This is a genomic window from Pseudomonas sp. R3.Fl (assembly GCF_023516765.1).
Taxonomy (GTDB): domain Bacteria; phylum Pseudomonadota; class Gammaproteobacteria; order Pseudomonadales; family Pseudomonadaceae; genus Pseudomonas; species Pseudomonas citronellolis.
In genome coordinates this window covers 897,617-916,678 of sequence record NZ_JAMGSO010000001.1, presented here as the reverse complement: position 1 = coordinate 916,678, position 19,062 = coordinate 897,617, and the positions used below count along the sequence as shown (strand labels likewise).

Here is a 19,062-nt window from a genome sequence, read left to right as displayed (position 1 = left end):
TGGTGCACTGGTTGGGGATCAGCTCAGCAACCCCGAACTCTCGCGCAGCTCGATGCATACCCGCTTCACCGTCTGCCGCAGCCAGCTGTGCGCCGGGTCGTTGTCGAAGCGCGGGTGCCAGGCCTGGATGATCACCACGGATTTCAGCGGCAGCGGGATGTCGAACTGGCGCAAGGACAGCCCGAGGCGGTCGAGGCGCCACAGCGAGTGCTCGGCGATCGGCAGCAGCAGGTCGGATTCCAGCAGGGCGAAGATCGAGGAATGGAAGGTCGGCGCGATCAGCCGGATGTTGCGCTTGAGGCCCAGGTTCGCCAGTTCCTCGTCGATCGGCCCGAGGGGCCGGCCGCGGCGCGAGACGCTGATCTGCGGATAGGCGGCGAAGCGTTCCGGGGTGATCTCGCCGTTGAAGATCGGATGGTCGCGGCGGGCCAGGCCGACGAAGTTGGTGGTGAACAGCGTCTGGGTGCGGATTTCCGGCTCCAGGCTGGAGGTGGCGCCGATGTACAGGTCGATGCGGTTCTGCCGCAGGGCCTCGTCGTCGAAATCGGCCTCGGGGGCCATGCGCAGGCTGCAGTGCGGCGCCTCGTCGCGCATCACCGCCAGCATGCGCGAGGCGAAGCCGCCCACCAGCACGTTGTTGGAGCGCAGCACGAAGCAGCGTTCCAGGCGGTCCATCTGCAGGTTTTCCTTGGCGTTGAACAGGCGCATGGCGTGTTCCACCAGCTCGCTGACCTCCTCGCGCAACTGCAGCGCCCGCGGCGTGGGCACCAGGTTGCGCCCGGCGCGGACCATGATGGGGTCGCCCACCGCCTCGCGGATGCGCCCCAGGGTGCGGCTCATGGCCGGCGGGCTCAGGTGCAGGCGGCGCGCGGCGCCGACCACGCTGCCTTCTTCCAGCAGCACGTTGAGGGCGACCAGCAGGTTGAGGTCGGGCAGGGCCATGGTGCCTCCGGGAACGTTGGTTCGCAGGGATGCTCGGCGATACGTGCGTGTGGTGCAACTCTGGCGTGCAGCCAGGGTGCCTTTACGCATTCCGCGCGAGCCCGAAGAATGATCGGCGTTCACCGTTTTATTAAGGAAGCCCCATGTTCGAACGCATCCTGGTCGCCATCGACGGCACCCCGCAGGCCCAGCGCATCATCGCCACTGCCGCGCAACTGGCCGGGGCCGGTACGTCGCACCTGGAGGTGGTCTGCGTGGTCGACCGCGCCTTCGCCATGCCGCAGCCGGACGTGCTCGACTACCCGCCGGCCGAACACGAGCAGCACGAGGCCCAGGCCCTGGTGGACGCCGCGCTGGCGCAACTGCCGGCGGGGCGCGCCACGGGGCGGGTGCTGGCCGGCGACCCGGCGCGGGCGATCCTGCGCGAGGCCGAGCGCCTGGGCTGCGACCTGATCGTCATCGGCCATCGCCACCTGGGGCGTATCGAGCGGTTGCTGGATCCCTCGGTGGGGCAGCGGGTGATCGAGCGGGCGCCTTGTCCGGTGCTGGTGGAGGTGCGGGGGTAGAGCGGGGCCGCTTTTGTAGGAGCGGACTCCGTCCGCGATGGACCGGGTGCAGGCGCGGATCGCGGATGAATCCGCTCCTACGCCCTCCGGCAAACACAAGACCCGTAGGATGGCGTTGAGCGAAGCGATACCCATCGCCACGGCCGCATGGGTTTCGCCAAGGCTCAACCCATCCTACGAAAAGCCATGCTCGCGAATGGAGTTTCCCTTGGGCTTTGCTGTGAGGACTCTCTCGCATCGCACGAAGCCCTCGGCCAGCGTAGGGCGAATAACCGTTCGCGGTTATCCGCCGCCTGGCCTTTCTCATCGCTGAATGCGTGGCTGGGCCGGGGGCTTCGTGCTCGACGCCGAGTGGCCTGGGAGCAAGGCCAAACGGCGGATAACGCCGTAGGCGTTATGCGCCCTATGGTTCGACCCCGTCCCCCCGGGAAATGAAAAGCGGCCACCCCGGCCGGCGGTCCTGAGCAAGGGCCCGGCCGGTGTGACCGTAAGCGTCAGCCGCGCTGGTGCACCGAGCGGCCGTGGGCGAAGGTTTCGCGGACCGTGCGGTCGTCGCCGAGGATGATCAGGGCGAAGAGCCTTTCCTCCAGGCTCTTCGCCTGCCGCAGGCGGTAGTCCAGCAGCGGGGTGGCCTTGTAGTCCAGCACCACGAAGTCCGCCTCGTTGCCCTGGGCGAAGCTGCCCACCTTGTCCTGCAGCTCCAGCGCGCGGGCGCCGCCGAGGGTGGCGAGGTACAGCGACTTGAATGGGTCGAGCTTGATGCCCTGCAGCTGCATCACCTTGTAGGCCTCGTTCAGCGACTGCAGCTGGGAGAAGCTGGTGCCGGCGCCAACGTCGGTGCCCAGGCCGACCTTGACCTTGTGCTTCTCAAGCTTCGCCAGGTCGAACAGGCCGCTGCCGAGGAACAGGTTCGAGGTGGGGCAGAAGGCCACCGCCGAGCCGGTCTCGGCCAGGCGCTGGCATTCGCCGTCGCACAGGTGCACGCCGTGGGCGAACACCGAGCGCGCGCCGAGCAGGCCGTGGTGGTCGTAGACGTCCAGGTAGCCGCTGCGCTCGGGGAAGAGTTCCTTGACCCACTCGATTTCCTTGCGGTTCTCCGACAGGTGGGTGTGCAGGTACACGCCCGGGTGCTCCTTGAGCAGGCGGCCGGCGGCGTCCAGCTGTTCGGGGGTGCTTGTGGGGGCGAAGCGCGGGGTCACCGCGTAGAGCAGGCGGCCCTTGCCGTGCCAGCGCTCGATCAGCGCCTTGCTGTCGCGGTAGCTGCTTTCGGCGGTGTCGGTCAGGTAGTCCGGGGCGTTGCGGTCCATCATCACCTTGCCGGCGATCAGCCGCAGGTCGAGCTTCTCGGCGGCGCCGAACAGCGCGTCCACCGACTGCGGGTGCACGCTGCCGAACACCAGGGCGGTGGTGGTGCCGTTGCGCAGCAGCTCCTTGAGGAAGATGCCGGCGACGTCGGCGGCGTGGGCCGGGTCGGCGAACTGCTTCTCGGTGGGGAAAGTGTAGGTGTTCAGCCAGTCCAGCAGCTGTTCGCCGTAGGAGGCGATCATGCCGGTCTGCGGGTAGTGGATGTGGGTGTCGATGAAGCCGGGGGTGATCAGCGCGTCGCGGTATTCCACCACTTCCACGCCGCCCAGTTGCGGCAGCAGCTCGGCGGCATGGCCGAGGCGGGCGACCTTGCCGTCTTCCACCAGCAGGATGCCGTCTTCGAAGTACTGGTAGGACTTGTCGACGCCCACTTCGGCGGGGTCGGCGACGCTGTGCAGGATGCTGGCGCGGTAGGCTTTGCTGGTCATGTCGTTCTCTCGATCCTGGGAACGATGGGTATCGCTTCGCTCAACCCATCCTACGAATGTCTGTTGGTTGCCTCAGGTACCGCTCTCGGCGGTACGGGCCCGGCGGCTGCTGGGCAGGAGCTTGGCCACCGAGTGTTCGCCGCTGGCCTTTTCCTGGCCGAAGGCGGCGTTGTAGGTGGCTATCACTTCGCCGGCGATGGACACGGCGATCTCCACCGGCAGCTTGCCCTTCACCTCGGCGATGCCCATGGGGCAGCGCATGCGCTGCACGGTCTCGCTGGCGAAGCCGCGGTCGCGCAGGCGGTGTTCGAACTTGGCGCGCTTGGTGTCCGAGCCGATCAGGCCGAAGTAGCCGAAGTCGTCGCGCTTGAGTATCGCCGCGGTCAGCTCCAGGTCCAGGGCGTGGTTGTGGGTCATGACGATGTAGTAGCCGCCCGCCGGCATATTCTCGACCTCGTCGAGCACTTCGTCATTCAGCACTTTCTCGACGCCGGCCGGGATGCTTTCCGGGAACTCGGCCTCCCGCGAGTCGATCCAGCGCACCTTGCACGGCAGGCTGGCCAGCAGCGGCACCAGCGCGCGGCCGACGTGGCCGGCGCCGAACACGGCGATGTGCGCCTGGGGCTGGCCCATCGGCTCGAACAGCAGCACGGTGGCGCCGCCGCAGCACTGGCCGAGGCTGGCGCCCAGGCTGAAGCGCTCCAGGCGCGGCTGCTGGGTGCGCTGCTGGAGCATCTCGCGGGCGATCTGCAGGGCCTTGAACTCCAGGTGGCCGCCGCCGATGGTGTCGAACAGCCTGTCGGCGCTGACCACCATCTTCGAGCCGGCGTTGCGCGGCGTGGAGCCAAGCTCCTCGATGATGGTCACCAGCACGGCGGCTTCGCCGCGTTGCTGCAGGTCGGCGAGGGCGCTGATCCAGTTCATGACGTCTACCTCGGTAGATGGCTCTTCGTAGGAGCGAGCTTGCTCGCGAAGGGTGGTTGGGTTGTTCGCGAGCAAGCTCGCTCCTACAGGGTTACGCTGGTTCGGCTTGGGTTTGGGTGGTCTCGGCCTGCGCAGCTTTCAGCCTGCGCATCTGCTCCACCCCCCAGAGCACCCGCTCCGGCGTTGCCGGCGCGTCGATCTGCGGCTGCACGCGGTAGTCGGCCAGGCTCGCCACCGCGTCCTTGATGGCGCAGAACACCGAGATGCCGAGCATGAACGGCGGCTCGCCGACGGCCTTGGAGTGGAACACCGTCTGCTCCGGGTTCTTGCGGTTCTCCACCAGCTTCACCCGCAGGTCCATTGGCATGTCGGCGATGGCCGGAATCTTGTAGCTGGCCGGGCCGTTGGTCATCAGCTTGCCCTTGGCGTTCCACACCAGCTCTTCCATGGTCAGCCAGCCCATGCCCTGGACGAAGCCGCCCTCCACCTGGCCGATGTCGATGGCCGGGTTCAGCGAGTCGCCGACGTCGTGGAGGATGTCGGTGCGCAGCATGCGGTACTCGCCGGTCAGGGTGTCCACCAGCACTTCCGAGCAGGCGGCGCCGAAGGCGAAGTAGTAGAACGGCCGGCCGGCGGCCTTGTCGCGGTCGTAGTAGATCTTCGGCGTGCGGTAGAAGCCGGTGGAGGACAGCGACACCTGGCCGAAGTAGGCCTGCTGGATCAGCTCCTCGAAGGGCAGGATGAGGTCGCGCACGCGCACCTGGTTGTTGCGGAACTCGACGTCTTCCTCGGTGACCTTCCAGTGCCGCGCGGCGAATTCCACCAAGCGCTGCTTGATGGTCTCGGCGGCGTTCTGCGCGGCCTTGCCGTTGAGGTCGGCGCCGCTGGATGCCGCGGTCGGCGAGGTGTTGGGCACCTTGTCGGTGTTGGTCGCGGTGATCTGCACGCGGTCGATGTCGACCTGGAAGACTTCCGCCACCACCTGCGCCACCTTGGTGTTCAGGCCCTGGCCCATCTCGGTGCCGCCGTGGTTCAGGTGGATGCTGCCGTCGGTGTAGATGTGGATCAGCGCGCCGGCCTGGTTGAGGAAGGTGGCGGTGAAGCTGATGCCGAACTTCACCGGGGTCAGCGCCAGACCCTTCTTGAGGATCGGGCTGGCGGCGTTGAACGCGCGGATTTCGGCGCGGCGCCTGGCGTACTCGGCGCTGGCCTCCAGCTCGGCGGTCATCTCCGCGATGAGGTTGTGCTCGACCTGCTGGTGATAATGGGTGACGTTGCGTTCGTCCTTGCCGTAGTAGTTGCGCTTGCGCACTTCCAGCGGGTCCTTGCCCAGGTGGCGCGCCACCGCGTCCATCACTTCCTCGATGGCGACCATCCCCTGCGGGCCGCCGAAGCCGCGGTAGGCGGTGTTCGATGCGGTGTTGGTCTTGCAGCGGTGGCCGTTGATGGTGGCGTTGCCGAGGAAGTAGGCGTTGTCGGAGTGGAACATGGCGCGGTCGACGATGGAGCCGGAGAGGTCCGGCGAGTAGCCGCAGTTACCGGCCAGGTCCATGTGGATGCCATGCAGCAGGCCATCGTCGTCGAAGCCCACGTCGTACTCGACGTAGAAGGGGTGGCGCTTGCCGGTCATCTGCATGTCTTCGACGCGCGGCAGGCGCATCTTCGCCGGGCGTCCGGTCAGGCGCGCGATCACCGCGCACAGGCAGGCAGGCGCGGCGGCCTGGGTTTCCTTGCCGCCGAAGCCGCCGCCCATGCGGCGCATGTCGATCACCACCTTGTTGAAGGAGATGCCCAGCACCTCGGCCACCAGCTTCTGCACCTCGGTGGGGTTCTGCGTGGAGGTGTAGACGATCACGCCGCCGTCCTCGCTGGGCATCACCGAGGAAATCTGCGTCTCCAGGTAGAAGTGCTCCTGGCCGCCGATGTGCAGGGTGCCCTGGATGCGGTGCGGCGCGCTGGCCAACTGGGCGGCGGAATCGCCGATGCGGTGCTGGTGGCTGTCCAGCACGAAGTGCTTCTTGCGCAGCGCCTCGACCACGTCGAGCACCGGCTCCAGGTCCTCGTACTCGATGATCGCCGCCATGGCCGCCTTGCGCGCGGTCTCCAGGCTGTCGGCGGCCACCGCGATGACCATCTGGCCGAGGTACTCGACCTTGCCGTCGGCCAGCAGCGGGTCGCCGGCCACCACCGGGCCGATGTCCAGTTGGCCGGGCACGTCGTCCTTGGTGATGGCGATGGCCACCCCGGGGAATTCGTAGCAGGGGCTGACGTCCAGCCTGGTGATGCGCGCGTGGGCGCGGTCGCTCATGCGGGCGTAGACGTGCAGCTGGTTGGGGAATTCCAGGCGGTCGTCGATGTACACCGCCTCGCCGCTGACGTGCTTGGGCGCGCTTTCGTGCTTGACGCTGCGGCCGACGCCGGTGGTCAGGTCGGCGCGGAACAGCGCCTGGAGTTCTTCCTGGGTCTTGTGGTGCTTATGCATATGCGGTCACCCGAGTCACGGCCTGGGGCGCTTCCAGTTCGAGGAAGCATTTGCGCAGCAGGTTCTGCGCGGTGAGCAGGCGGTATTCCTTGCTGGCGCGGAAGTCCGAGAGCGGGGCGAAGTCCTCGCCCAGGGCGATTGCCGCGCGTTCGAAGGTGGCGGCGTTGAACGGCTGGCCGAGCAGCGCCGCCTCGCAGGCGCGGGCGCGCTTGGGGATCGCCGCCATGCCGCCGAAGCCGCTGCGCACGGCGCTGATGCGGCAGTCCTCGACGGTGATGCTGAAGGCCGCGCAGACCGCCGAGATGTCGTCGTCCAGGCGCTTGGACACCTTGTAGGCGCGGAATGCCTGGTTGGCCTGCGGGCGCGGGACTATGACCTTCTCGATGAACTCGCCTTCCTGGCGCGCGGTGACCTTGTAGTCGATGAAGTATTCGTCGATCGGCAGTTCGCGGCTCTCGCCGCCCTTGCGCAGCACGATGCGCGCGCCCAGGGCGATCAGCAGCGGCGGCGAGTCGCCGATGGGCGAGGCGTTGCCGATGTTGCCGCCGAGGGTGCCCTGGTTGCGGATCTGCAGCGAGGCGAAGCGGTGCAGCAGCTCGCCGAAGTCCGGGTAGTCGTGGGCCAGGGCCGCGTAGCAGTCGGTCAGCGGCGCGGCGGCGCCCAGCTCGATGCGGTCGGCGAGGACTTCGACGCGTTTCATCTCCTCGACATGGCCGACGTAGATCATCACCGGCAGCTCGCGGTGGAACTGGGTGACTTCCAGGGCCAGGTCGGTGCCGCCGGCCAGCAGGCGCGCCTGCGGGTTGGCGCTGTAGAGGTCGGCCAGGTCGGCGATGGTCAGCGGCAGCAGGCAGCGCTTGTCGCCGCTGTTCAGCTCGGCGGTTTCGCGCGGGGTGATGGCCTTGAGCTGGGCGATGGTCTGCTGCTGGGCGGCGTCGAACTGGTCCGGGCGCTTCTGGCAGCAGGACTGCTCGGCGGCGTCGAGGATCGGCCGGTAGCCGGTGCAGCGGCAGAGGTTGCCGGCCAGCGCCTCGTAGGCCTCGGCCTTGCGTTCCTCCGCGGTTTCGCCGGCGCTGTTCTTCTGCAGGGCGAACAGCGACATGACGAAGCCGGGGGTGCAGAAGCCGCACTGCGAGCCGTGGCAGTCCACCATGGCCTGCTGCACGCCGTGCAGTTCGCCGCGGTGCTTGAGGTCGTCGACCACGATCAGCTGCTTGCCGTGCAGGGCGGAAACGAAGGTCAGGCAGGAGTTGAGGGTGCGGTAGCGGATGCGCTCGGCGCCCTCGGCGCCGACCAGTTCGCCCACCACCACGGTGCAGGCGCCGCAGTCACCGGAGGCGCAGCCCTCCTTGGTGCCGGTCTTGCCCAGGTGCTGGCGCAGGTAGTTGAGCACGGTGAGATTCGGGTCGAGGCGGTCTTCGACACGCAGCTCGCGATTGAGCAGGAACCTGATCAAGGCATGCCTCCAGGCTTTCTTGTTGTTGGGCGGGGCGCGATGGAGGTGAATCTAGGAAAAGCTGACTTTTAAGTCAACAAAAATTCTGATCTTTCGGTCAGCTATTTCCGGCAGAGCGCTTTTTCGTAGGAGCGAGCTTGCTCGCGAACGGGGCTACTTCGCAGCTGGGATGGTTCGCGAGCAAGCTCGCTCCTACAGTTATGGCTGCGGGGCATTGTGTTTACCGGCAGGTGTAGGAGCGGGCCCTGCCCGCGATTCGCGCGCAGGGCGCGCTCCTACATGGGTACGCCATGGCTGATGCAGCGCAGTAACGTAGGGCGGATAACCGTTCGCGGTTATCCGCCGTTTGACCTTGGCCATATCTCGCTCGAAGTCAGCCTGAAGCGCCTGTTGCAGGTTGCGCCAGGCTCGACCACGAAGTTGACGATAAGCACGGTGAAACGGCGTACAACCGCGAACGGTTGTACGCCCTACGCTCCCGGAGGCGCAAAAAAAACGGCAGCCGGGGGTATGTCGGCTGCCGCAAAGGCGTGGAACCCGTTGGAATCAGGCGCGCAGGGTATCGCTCAGCTGGTATTCCTCGCCGGCGTAGTAGGCGCGCACGCGGGGGTTCATCACCGCGCGCCACAGCGGCGGGAACAGCGCCAGGACGATCATTCCGGCATAGCCGTTGGGCAACTGCGGGCTGTCGTCGTAGTGGCGCAGCACCTGGTAGCGGCGCTTGGCGTAGGCGTGGTGGTCGGAGTGGCGCTGCAGGTGGAAGAGGAACAGGTTGGTCAGCAGGAAATTGCTGTTCCACGAATGCTCGTGGGAGGTGCGCTCGTAGCGGCCGTCGTCCAGGCGCCGGCGGTGCAGGCCGTAGTGCTCGACGTAGTTGACGATCTCCAGCAGGGTGAAGGCCATGGCCGCCTGGCCGAGGAAATACACTGCGCCCAGCCAGCCGAAGGCCAGGCTGAAACCGAGCAGGAAGAGCGCGCTGATGACGTACCACCAGATCAGCTCGTTGCGCCAGTGCAGCGCCGGCAGGCCCTTGCGCTTCAGGCGCTGGGCCTCCAGGCGCCAGGCGTTGAGGAAGTTGTGCTTGTAGGCGTGGGGCAGGAAGGCGTACAGGCTCTGGTCGTAGCGCGAGGAAGAGGCGTCTTCCGGGGTGGAGACGTGCACGTGGTGGCCACGCACGTGCTCCACCTTGAACCCGGCGTAGCACACCGCCGCCAGCAGCAGGCCGCCGGCGCGCTGCTCCAGCTGCGGGTCCTTGTGGATCAGCTCGTGGGACACGGTGATGCCGATGGCGCCCATCACCGTGCCCACCGAGAGGATCCAGCCCAGCTTGCCCACCCAGTTCCATGCCTCGTAGTGGGTGATCACCCAGCCGCCGTAGACCAGCATGCCCAGCAGCAGCGGCACGGTCATCAGGCTGAGGAAGCGGTAGTAGCCCTCGCGCTCCAGTGCTGGCACTTCACTGGCCTCGTCGGGGTTGGCCGGGTCGCGGCCGACGATGGCGTCGAGCACAGGGATGACCAGGAACACCACGGCGATGACGAACCAGGCCCAGGCGTTGGGGTGGTCGCTACCGTAGGACCACCAGTAGCTCAGCGGAATGCCGAACACCGGCACCAGCCAGATCCAGTAGCCGGCCTTCTTCAGGCGCAGCATCCAGGCAGGGGAAAGGAAGGCGAACATGGCGCGATTCTCGTTGTAGGATTGTCAGACAATCCTGCGCCCAATCCTTTCTTCGTACGCACCAACCTTCGTTCAGTCGAGCCCCTTGACCGGGGCGTTGCCGGGTAACACCCTGTGTTACACTTCGCGGCCGCAAGCCCCATTCCATCAGCCCTCCAGCGATAAGGACACCCATGACGTTCAAGGCCCCGGACAGCCTGGCTGAGCAGATTGCCCACCACCTCGCCGAACGCATCATCCGGGGCGAGCTCAAGGAACGCGAACGCATCCAGGAGCAGAAGGTCACCCAGGCCCTGAACGTCAGCCGCGGCTCGGTGCGCGAGGCGCTGCTGATCCTCGAACGCCGCCACCTGGTGGTGATACTGCCGCGCCGCGGGGCGCAGGTCTCGGAGCTGTCCGCCAGCCACGTGGAAAGCCTCTACGGCCTGGTCATGGAGCTGTACATCATGCTCGCCAGCGCGGTGGCGCGGACCTGGCGCGAGGAGGGCGACCTGCAGCCGTTCCTGGCCATCCAGCAGCGCCTGATGGAAAGCCTGCAGCGCGGCGACATCGATGCCTTCGTCGAGTCCAGCTTCGACATCATGCGCGCGGCCTTCCCCTTCGCCGCCAACCCCTACCTGCAGGAGACGGTGGAGAACCTGCTGCCGGCCATCAGCCGCACCTATCACCTGGCCCTGGAACGGCGCAAAAGCGAGATGAGCCAGTTCCTCGACAGCTTCGCCCGCCTGCTGCAGGCGGTGATCGACCGCGACGAGGCGGTCATCCGCGAGGTGCTTCTGGACTACGGCCGCCACAACAGCCAGCTGGTGCTGGCTGCCCTGGCCGAACGCTGAGGAGAGCGGCATGCGCCTCAAATGCATCAAGCTGGCGGGCTTCAAGTCCTTCGTCGACCCCACCACCGTCAGCTTCCCGAGCAACATGGCCGCCGTGGTCGGCCCCAACGGCTGCGGCAAGTCCAACATCATCGACGCCGTGCGCTGGGTGATGGGCGAGAGTTCGGCGAAGAACCTCCGCGGCGAGTCGATGACCGACGTCATCTTCAACGGCTCGAACACGCGCAAGCCGGTGACCCAGGCGTCCATCGAGCTGATCTTCGACAACACCGACGGCACCCTGGTGGGCGAATACGCCGCCTACGCCGAGATTTCCATCCGCCGCCGCGTCACCCGCGACGGCCAGAACACTTACTTCCTCAACGGCACCAAGTGCCGGCGCCGCGACATCACCGACATCTTCCTCGGCACCGGCCTGGGCCCGCGCAGCTACTCGATCATCGAGCAGGGCATGATCTCCAAGCTGATCGAGGCCAAGCCCGAGGACCTGCGCAACTTCATCGAGGAAGCCGCCGGCATCTCCAAGTACAAGGAGCGCCGCCGCGAGACCGAGAACCGCATCCGCCGCGCCCAGGAGAACCTGGCGCGCCTGACCGACCTGCGCGAGGAGCTGGAGCGCCAGCTCGAACGCCTGCACCGCCAGGCCCAGTCGGCGGAGAAGTACCAGGAATACAAGGCCGAGGAGCGCCAGCTCAAGGCCCAGCTGGGCGCCCTGAAATGGCGCGAGCTGAACGAGCAGGTGGGGCAGAAGGAGCGGGTGATCGGCGACCAGGAAGTGGCCTTCGAGGCCCTGGTGGCCGAGCAGCGCAGCGCCGACGCCAGCATCGAGCGCCTGCGCGACGGCCACCACGAGCTGTCCGAACGCTTCAATCAGGTCCAGGGCCGCTTCTACTCGGTGGGCGGCGACATCGCCCGCGTCGAGCAGAGCATCCAGCACGGCCAGCAGCGCATGCGCCAGTTGCAGGACGACCTGCGCGAGGCCGAGCGCACCCGCCAGGAAACCGAATCGCACCTGGGCCACGACCGCACCCTGCTGGCGACCCTGGCCGAGGAGCTGGAAATGCTCGCGCCCGAGCAGGAAACCAGCGCCGCCGCGGCCGAGGAGGCCAGCACCCTGCTGGAAGCGTCCGAGACCGGCATGCACGACTGGCAGCAGCGCTGGGACGCCTTCAACCAGCGCAGCGCCGAGCCGCGCCGCGAGGCCGAGGTGCAGCAGTCGAGCATCCAGCACCTGGAGCACAGCCTGGAGCGCCAGGGCGAGCGCGAACGCCGCCTGAGCGAGGAACGCGCGCAGCTGGCCGCCGACCCGGAAGGCGCGGCCATCCTCGAATTGAGCGAACAGCTGGCCGCCGTCGAGCTGCAGCTGGAAGAGCTGCAGGCCGAGGAACTGGAACTGGTCGAGCGCCTGGAGCAGGTGCGCCAGGGTCTGCAGGACGGCAACGCCGCGCAGCACCAGGCCCAGGGCGAACTGCAGCGCCTGAACGGCCGCATCGCCTCCTTGGAGGCCCTGCAGCAGGCCGCCCTGGACCCGGGCGCCGGCGCCGCCGACTGGCTGCGCGAGCAGGGCCTGGAGCAGCGTCCGCGCCTGGCCGAGGGCCTGCGCGTGGAGCCGGGCTGGGAGCTGGCGGTGGAAACCGTGCTCGGCGCCGACCTGCACGCCGTGTTGCTGGACGATTTCGCCGGGCTGCCCTATGCCGGCCTGGAAAAGGGCGAGCTGCGCCTGCTCGACCTGCCGCGCGGCGGCGCCAGTGCCGCCGGCAGCCTGCTGGACAAAGTCAGCGCCGACCACGACCTGTCGCCCTGGCTGGCCGGGGTGCGCCCGGTGGAAAGCCTGGAGCAGGCCCTGGAACTACGCGCCTCGCTGGGCGCCGGGCAGAGCCTGGTCAGCCGCGACGGCTACTGGGTCGGCAAGCATTTCCTGCGGGTGTGCCGCGGCGACTCCGCCGAATCCGGCGTGCTGGCCCGCGGCCAGGAGCTGGAACGACTGTACGCCGAACGCGAAGACCTGGAAGAACGCCTGGCCGCCCTGGAAGAACAGCTGGAAGCCCAGCGCCAGGCCCAGCGCCAGGCCGAGGACGGCCGCGAGCAACTGCGCCGGCGCATCCAGGAGGAAGGCCGCCGCCACGGCGAGCTGAAGGCCGCGCTCTCGGCCCAGCAGGCCAAGGTCGAACAGCTGACCCTGCGCCGCCGCCGCCTCGACGAGGAACTGGCCGAACTGGCCGAGCAACGCGCCATCGAACACGAACAGCTGGGCGAGGCGCGCCTGCACCTGCAGGTGGCGCTGGACGCCATGGCCGAGGACACCAGCCACCGCGAGGCGCTGCTGGCCGAGCGCGACGAGCTGCGCGAACGCCTCGACCGCATCCGCCAGGAGGCCCGCCAGCACAAGGACCAAGCCCACCAGCTGGCGGTGCGCGTCGGCTCGCTCAAGGCCCAGCACGAATCCACCCGCCAGGCCCTGGAGCGCCTCGACGTGCAGGCCGTGCGCCTGGTCGAGCGCTGCGAGCAGCTCAGCCTCAACCTGGAGGAGGGCGCCGCGCCCCTGGAAGAACTGCGCATGCGCCTGGAAGAGCTGCTGGAGCGGCGCATGGGCGTGGAAGAGGAACTCAAGACCGCGCGCCTCACCCTGGAAGACGCCGACCGCCAGCTGCGCGACGCCGAGAAGCGCCGCACCCAGGCCGAGCAGCAGTCGCAGCTGCTGCGCGGCCAGCTGGAGCAGCAGCGCATGGAGTGGCAGGCCCTGACCGTTCGTCGCAAGGCGCTGCAGGAGCAGCTCGGCGAAGACGGCTACGACCTGCACACCGTGCTCGGCACCTTGCCCCACGACGCCGCCGAGAAGGTCTGGGAAACCCGCCTGGAGGAACTGGCCGGGCGCATCCAGCGCCTGGGCGCGATCAACCTCGCGGCCATCGACGAATACCAGCAGCAATCCCAGCGCAAGCGCTACCTGGACGAGCAGAACGACGACCTGGTGGAAGCCCTGGACACCCTGGAAAACGTCATCCGCAAGATCGACAAGGAAACCCGCAACCGCTTCAAGGAAACCTTCGACCAGATCAATGCTGGCCTTCAGGCATTGTTCCCCAAGGTGTTCGGCGGCGGTCACGCCTACCTGGAACTTACCGGCGAAGATCTACTCGATACAGGGGTGGCGATCATGGCGCGCCCGCCGGGCAAGAAGAACAGCACCATCCACCTGCTGTCCGGCGGCGAGAAGGCGCTGACCGCGCTGGCCCTGGTGTTCGCCATCTTCCAGCTCAACCCGGCGCCGTTCTGCATGCTCGACGAGGTCGACGCGCCGCTGGACGACGCCAACGTCGGGCGTTATGCCCGCCTGGTAAAGGAAATGTCCGAGAAAGTGCAATTCATCTATATCACCCACAACAAGATCGCCATGGAAATGGCCGACCAGTTGATGGGCGTGACCATGCACGAACCGGGATGTTCGCGCCTGGTGGCGGTCGACGTGGAAGAAGCCGTGGCACTGGCGGAAGCCTGATGAAGTGCCTCCTGGACAAATTTCGTACAGTATTCGCCAGCGCCGGGCGCTGACTTGTGCTGTACTGGGGGATATGCCTAACCCCTTGATTCGATTGAGGTAAGCCTGATCTTGGGCGGGCTTGGGAAAAGTTGCGATTATTGCTGCGGACAACAGCCGCAGACGGTGTAAAAGTTGTGTCGGGCATGCTAGCTTAATGCCCACTTTGTTACGCGCGAACATACAACTCGAGGTTCGCGTTTTTACCGGGATAGGACATCCCTTTTTCATCATCATTTTTATCAGGGGCACTGGGATTAGATGGATATCGGTCTGCGCGAATGGCTGATCGTCATTGGGCTTATCGTGATCGCCGGCATTCTGTTCGATGGCTGGCGGCGCATGCGGGGCGGAAAGGGCAAGCTGAAGTTCAAGCTGGACCGCCACTTCGCCAACCAACTGGACGACGATGACGACGGCGGCAGCGCCGAGGTGCTGGGCCCCTCGCGGGTGGTCGAGCACCACGAACCTTCGCTGGACGAGCACGACCTGCCCAAGGTCAGCGCCAAGGACGCGGCCCGCGGCAAGCGCCGTGGCGAGCCGCGCCAGGGCGACCTGGCCCTGGACGACCCGGCGCCGAACCTGCTCGGCCCGCTGGACGAGGAAGACTTCCCCGACCCCCTGGCCGAGGCGCCCAAGGAAAAATCCCGCGGCAAGGAACGCAGGAAGGACAGGGAAAAGGACAAGGAGCGCCCGGCGCCCGCCGCCGCCCCGGCTCCGGCTCCGGTGGAAGAAGTGCTGATCATCAACGTGATCTGCCGCGACGAGGGTGGTTTCAAGGGCCCGGCGTTGCTGCAGAACATCCTCGAGAGCGGCCTGCGCTTCGGCGACATGGACATCTTCCACCGCCACGAGAGCATGGCCGGCAACGGCGAAGTGCTGTTCTCCATGGCCAACGCGGTCAAGCCGGGCACCTTCGACCTGGACAACATCGACCAGTTCAGCACCCGCGCGGTGAGCTTCTTCCTCGGCCTGCCGGGCCCGCGCCATCCGAAGCAGGCCTTCGACGTGATGGTCGCCGCCGCCCGCAAGCTGGCCCATGAGCTCAACGGCGAGCTGAAGGACGAGCAGCGCAGCGTGATGACCGCGCAGACCATCGAGCACTACCGCCAGCGCATCATCGAGTTCGAACGCCGCGCGCTGACGCAGAAAAGATAAGCTGGAAGCCTAAAGCTCGAAGCCGGAAGCGACCCCTGTCCTTCCGGCTTTGCTTTTTGGCTTTCAGCTTCTAGCTTCCAGCTTCCAGCCTTTCGCTTATGGCTTCTTCTATGACCACCCAGACCGCCGCCCAACGCATCGCCCAGCTCCGCAGCGAGCTGGACGCGCACAACTACCGCTACTACGTGCTCGACGAGCCCAGCGTGCCGGACGCCGAGTACGACCGCCTGTTCCGCGAACTCAAGGAACTGGAGGCCGAGCACCCCGACCTGGTCACCGCCGAATCGCCGACCCAGCGCGTGGGTGGGGCCGCTGCCTCGGCCTTCGGCGAAATCCGCCACGAAATCCCCATGCTCAGCCTGGGCAACGCCTTCGAGGAACAGGACCTGCTGGACTTCGACCGCCGCGTGCGCGAAGGCCTGGCCGACCTGCTGCCGGGCGGCGACCTGCTCGGCGGCGGTGCCGAGGTGGACTACAGCTGCGAGCCCAAGCTCGACGGCCTGGCGGTCAGCCTGCTGTACGAGAACGGCCGGCTGACCCGCGGCGCCACCCGCGGCGACGGCACCACCGGCGAAGATATCAGCGCCAACGTGCGCACCGTGCGCAACATCCCCCTGCGCCTGCACGGCGAGGGCTGGCCGGCGGTGCTGGAAGTGCGCGGCGAGGTATTCATGTCCAAGGCCGGCTTCGAGGCGCTCAACGCCCGGCAGATGGAAGCCGGCGCCAAGACCTTCGCCAACCCGCGCAACGCCGCGGCCGGCAGCCTGCGCCAGCTCGACCCGAAGATCACCGCCAGCCGCCCGCTGGAGCTGTGCGCCTACGGCTTCGGCCGCGTCGAGGGCGGCAGCCTGCCGGACACCCAGATCGGCATCCTCGAAGCCTTCAAGGCCTGGGGCATCCCGGTCAGCCGCGAGCTGAAGCTGGCCCGCGGGGTGAAGGGCTGCCAGGACTACTACGCCGACATCGGCGAGCGCCGCGACAGCCTGGCCTACGAGATCGACGGCGTGGTGTTCAAGGTCAACCGCATCGACTTCCAGCGCGAACTGGGCTTCCGCGCCCGCGAGCCGCGCTGGGCCATCGCCCACAAGTTCCCGGCCCGCGAGGAACTCACCGAACTGCTCGACGTGGAATTCCAGGTCGGCCGCACCGGCGCCGTGACCCCGGTGGCGCGCCTGAAGCCGGTGCAGGTGGCCGGCGTCACCGTGTCCAACGCCACCCTGCACAACATGGACGAAGTGGCGCGCCTGGGCCTGATGATCGGCGACACCGTGATCATCCGCCGCGCCGGCGACGTGATCCCGCAGGTGATGCAGGTGGTCGTCGAACGCCGCCCGGCCGACGCGCGCCCGGTGCACATCCCCGAGACCTGCCCGGTATGCGGCTCGCAGGTCGAGCGCACGCAACTGGTCAAGCGCGCCAAGGGCCGCGAGTCGGTCAGCGAAGGCGCCATCTACCGCTGCGTCGGCCGCCTGTTCTGCCAGGCGCAGCTCAAGCAGTCGATCATCCACTTCGTCTCGCGCCGGGCCATGGACATCGACGGCCTAGGCGACAAGATCGTCGAGCAACTGGTGGACAAGGGCCTGGTCAAGTCGCCGGCCGACCTCTACCGCCTGACCTACGAGCAGGTGATCGAGCTGGAAGGTTTCGCCGAGGTGTCCAGCAACAATCTGATCAACGCCATCGCCGACAGCCGCCGGCCGAGCCTGGCGCGCTTCGTCTACGCCCTGGGCATCCCCGACGTCGGCGAGGAGACCGCCAAGCTGCTGGCCCGCGCCCTGGGCTCGCTGGAGCGCATCCAGAAGGCCCTGCCGGAGGTGCTGACCTATCTGCCGGACGTCGGCGCCGAGGTGGCCTACGAAATCCACAACTTCTTCGCCGACGAGCACAACCGCAAGGTGATCGCCGAACTGCTCGACGCCGAGCACGGCGTGCAGCTACAGGAGGAGGGCGAGGTGGCTGCCGAGTTCGCCGCCTGCGCCACCCTGGCCGGCTTCATCGACAAGCTCAACATCCCTTTCATCGCCGCCACCGGCGCGGAAAAGCTGGCCAGCCGCTTCGGTTCGCTGGAAGGCATCATCCACGCCGACTGGCTCGACCTGCGCCAGGTCGAACGCCTGCCCGAGCGCGCGGCCAAGAGCCTGCGCGAGTTCTTCGACGACGCCGGCAATGCCAAGCGCACCCGTGAGATCGAGGAGCAACTGCGCGAGTTCGGCATGCACTGGGCGAGCGAGAAGAAGCAGGCCGAGGGCCTGCCACTGGCCGGGCAGACCTGGGTGCTCACCGGCACCCTGGAGGCCATGAGCCGCGACGTCGCCAAGGAGAAACTGGAAAGCCTGGGCGCCAAGGTCGCCGGCTCGGTGTCGGCCAAGACCCATTGCGTGGTGGCCGGCCCCGGCGCCGGCTCCAAGCTGGCCAAGGCCCAGGAACTCGGCGTGGCGGTGATGGACGAAGAGGGGCTGCTGAAGCTGCTGGCCGACCACGGCCTGAACGCCTGAACCCATTCCCAAGACCATTCGGAGAAGCAACACATGGCAATGACCAAGGAACAACTGGTACGCGACATCGCCGAGTCCCTCGACCTGACCCAGGCCTCGGTGCGTGGCGTGTTCGAGCAGTTGGCGCAGATCGTCCAGGACAGCCTGGAGAACGACGGCGAGCTGACCCTGCCGGGCATCGGCAAGCTCAAGGTCAGCGAGCGCGCCGCGCGCACCGGGCGCAACCCGCAGACCGGCAAGAGCATCGAGATCGCGGCGAAGAAAGTGGTGCGCTTCGTCCCGGCCAAGGCCCTGGCCGACAGCCTCAACTGACCGGGGGCGGCGATGGACAAGGCTAGAAAGCAGCGGCTCGCGGGGCTGATCGCCCTGGTCCTGCTGTTCGCCCTCTACGTGGCCTGGACCGAGCGTCCGCAGATCCAGCTGCACTACGACGCCAACGCCAGCGCGCCGGCGAGCTACAGCTTCAAGGAGAACGGCGAGGAAACCCTCTCCGGGGAAATCCAGCCGGGCGCCGTGCTGAACTTCCCGCTGCGCCTGCTGCGCGGCGGCGACTACCGCGTGGCCTTCACCTTCCACCGCGGGCAGGAGAAGTACGCCAGCTTCAGCAGCCGGCCCGGCTTCGAGAAGAGCGACCTCTACCTGGGGCCGAACCTGGAGGTCTCCACCCAGCCGATTCCCGGCGGCATGATCCGCGCCGAATGAGGCTATCCCCCACGCCGCCGGGCGAGTGGGGGAGGGGAAACTCAGAGGTAGGTGATGTTCAGCATCAGCGGCCGCGCGCCGCTGCGGCCGTCCAGGTTGCGCAGCACCAGGTTCATGCCGCCGTCCTGCGCTTCGTTCTCGACGCCGAGGTCGACCTTGCGGCCGTCCAGGTCGGTCACCGCCAGTTGGCGGGCCGCTTCCTGCCCGGACGGTTCGCTGAACGACAGGCGCGAGGTCTCGCCGCAGCCGGCCAGGTCCAGGCGTGCCTGTTGCGTGCTGGCCTGGCTGGTGAAGTCGATGATCTTGCACGGCGGCGAGTAGACGTGCCCGCTGAAGCTGATGGTGCCGCCATTGGCGAAGGCAGTGGAAGAGAGAGACAGGCCCAGGGCCAGAACAGCGAAAGCAGACTTGATCATCGGAATTCTCCCAAAGCGTTGAGGGCTGAAGCGCCGAGGGGGAGTCCTTCCCCTCCACCTCACCAGTGCCATGGCAG

14 protein-coding genes are annotated in these 19,062 nt (G+C 67.3%); 7 read left to right on the top strand and 7 right to left on the bottom strand.

Annotated elements, in window-relative coordinates; genetic code table 11:
- Positions 1-18 precede the first annotated feature (18 nt).
- Complete coding sequence (locus M8R19_RS03655) at positions 19-942, bottom strand: LysR family transcriptional regulator (RefSeq protein WP_249917052.1); 924 nt, start codon at positions 940-942, stop codon at positions 19-21.
- 143 nt (positions 943-1,085) lie between these two features.
- On the opposite strand from M8R19_RS03655, the gene M8R19_RS03650 reads away from it, so the two are divergent.
- Positions 1,086-1,508 carry a universal stress protein gene (locus tag M8R19_RS03650; RefSeq protein WP_249917051.1) on the top strand — a complete coding sequence of 141 codons (423 nt, stop codon included), beginning with the start codon at positions 1,086-1,088 and terminating at the stop codon, positions 1,506-1,508.
- A 494-nt stretch (positions 1,509-2,002) separates the two neighbouring features.
- Here M8R19_RS03650 and guaD read toward each other — a convergent pair whose 3' ends face one another.
- The 5 genes from guaD to M8R19_RS03625 all read right to left on the bottom strand — a co-directional run bounded on the left by guaD (position 2,003) and on the right by M8R19_RS03625 (position 9,843).
- Positions 2,003-3,301: a guanine deaminase gene (gene guaD / locus M8R19_RS03645; protein WP_116424958.1), complete on the bottom strand. Its 1,299-nt coding sequence runs from the start codon at positions 3,299-3,301 to the stop codon at positions 2,003-2,005.
- A 72-nt stretch (positions 3,302-3,373) separates the two neighbouring features.
- Positions 3,374-4,225 carry a xanthine dehydrogenase accessory protein XdhC gene (gene xdhC, locus M8R19_RS03640; protein WP_249917050.1) on the bottom strand — a complete coding sequence of 284 codons (852 nt, stop codon included), beginning with the start codon at positions 4,223-4,225 and terminating at the stop codon, positions 3,374-3,376.
- Positions 4,226-4,316: 91 nt separating this feature from the next.
- Positions 4,317-6,707 (bottom strand): xanthine dehydrogenase molybdopterin binding subunit, encoded by a 2,391-nt coding sequence (gene xdhB, locus M8R19_RS03635; RefSeq protein ID WP_249917049.1) that lies wholly within the window; start codon positions 6,705-6,707, stop codon positions 4,317-4,319.
- On the bottom strand, positions 6,700-8,163 hold the full coding sequence (gene xdhA / locus M8R19_RS03630) for a xanthine dehydrogenase small subunit (RefSeq protein WP_249917048.1): 1,464 nt from the start codon (positions 8,161-8,163) through the stop codon (positions 6,700-6,702). The genes xdhB and xdhA overlap by 8 nt, the downstream gene beginning before the upstream one ends.
- Positions 8,164-8,709: 546 nt before the next feature.
- Positions 8,710-9,843, bottom strand: coding sequence for an alkane 1-monooxygenase (locus tag M8R19_RS03625; protein ID WP_249917047.1), 1,134 nt, complete (start codon positions 9,841-9,843; stop codon positions 8,710-8,712).
- A 173-nt stretch (positions 9,844-10,016) separates the two neighbouring features.
- Here M8R19_RS03625 and M8R19_RS03620 point away from each other — a divergent pair, with 173 nt between their 5' ends.
- The 6 genes from M8R19_RS03620 (at position 10,017) to M8R19_RS03595 (ending at position 18,569) form a co-directional block, all read left to right on the top strand.
- A complete protein-coding gene (locus M8R19_RS03620; RefSeq protein WP_116424961.1) occupies positions 10,017-10,676 on the top strand; it encodes a GntR family transcriptional regulator in 660 nt (219 codons plus the stop codon).
- A 10-nt stretch (positions 10,677-10,686) separates the two neighbouring features.
- Positions 10,687-14,175, top strand: coding sequence for a chromosome segregation protein SMC (gene smc, locus M8R19_RS03615; protein WP_249917046.1), 3,489 nt, complete (start codon positions 10,687-10,689; stop codon positions 14,173-14,175).
- A 300-nt stretch (positions 14,176-14,475) separates the two neighbouring features.
- Positions 14,476-15,372 carry a cell division protein ZipA gene (gene zipA / locus M8R19_RS03610; protein WP_249917045.1) on the top strand — a complete coding sequence of 299 codons (897 nt, stop codon included), beginning with the start codon at positions 14,476-14,478 and terminating at the stop codon, positions 15,370-15,372.
- A gap of 110 nt (positions 15,373-15,482) precedes the next feature.
- Positions 15,483-17,867 (top strand): NAD-dependent DNA ligase LigA, encoded by a 2,385-nt coding sequence (gene ligA, locus M8R19_RS03605; RefSeq protein ID WP_249917044.1) that lies wholly within the window; start codon positions 15,483-15,485, stop codon positions 17,865-17,867.
- A gap of 33 nt (positions 17,868-17,900) precedes the next feature.
- Positions 17,901-18,179, top strand: a complete 279-nt coding sequence (locus tag M8R19_RS03600) for an HU family DNA-binding protein (protein ID WP_009619418.1) — start codon at positions 17,901-17,903, stop codon at positions 18,177-18,179.
- A gap of 12 nt (positions 18,180-18,191) precedes the next feature.
- Entirely contained in the window at positions 18,192-18,569 is a 378-nt protein-coding gene (locus tag M8R19_RS03595) for a cbb3-type cytochrome c oxidase subunit 3 (protein WP_058489175.1), read from the top strand.
- 41 nt (positions 18,570-18,610) lie between these two features.
- Here the strand turns inward: M8R19_RS03595 and M8R19_RS03590 are convergent, their stop codons facing one another.
- Complete coding sequence (locus M8R19_RS03590; protein ID WP_074982582.1) at positions 18,611-18,985, bottom strand: fimbrial protein; 375 nt, start codon at positions 18,983-18,985, stop codon at positions 18,611-18,613.
- Between the last annotated feature and the right edge of the window lie 77 nt (positions 18,986-19,062).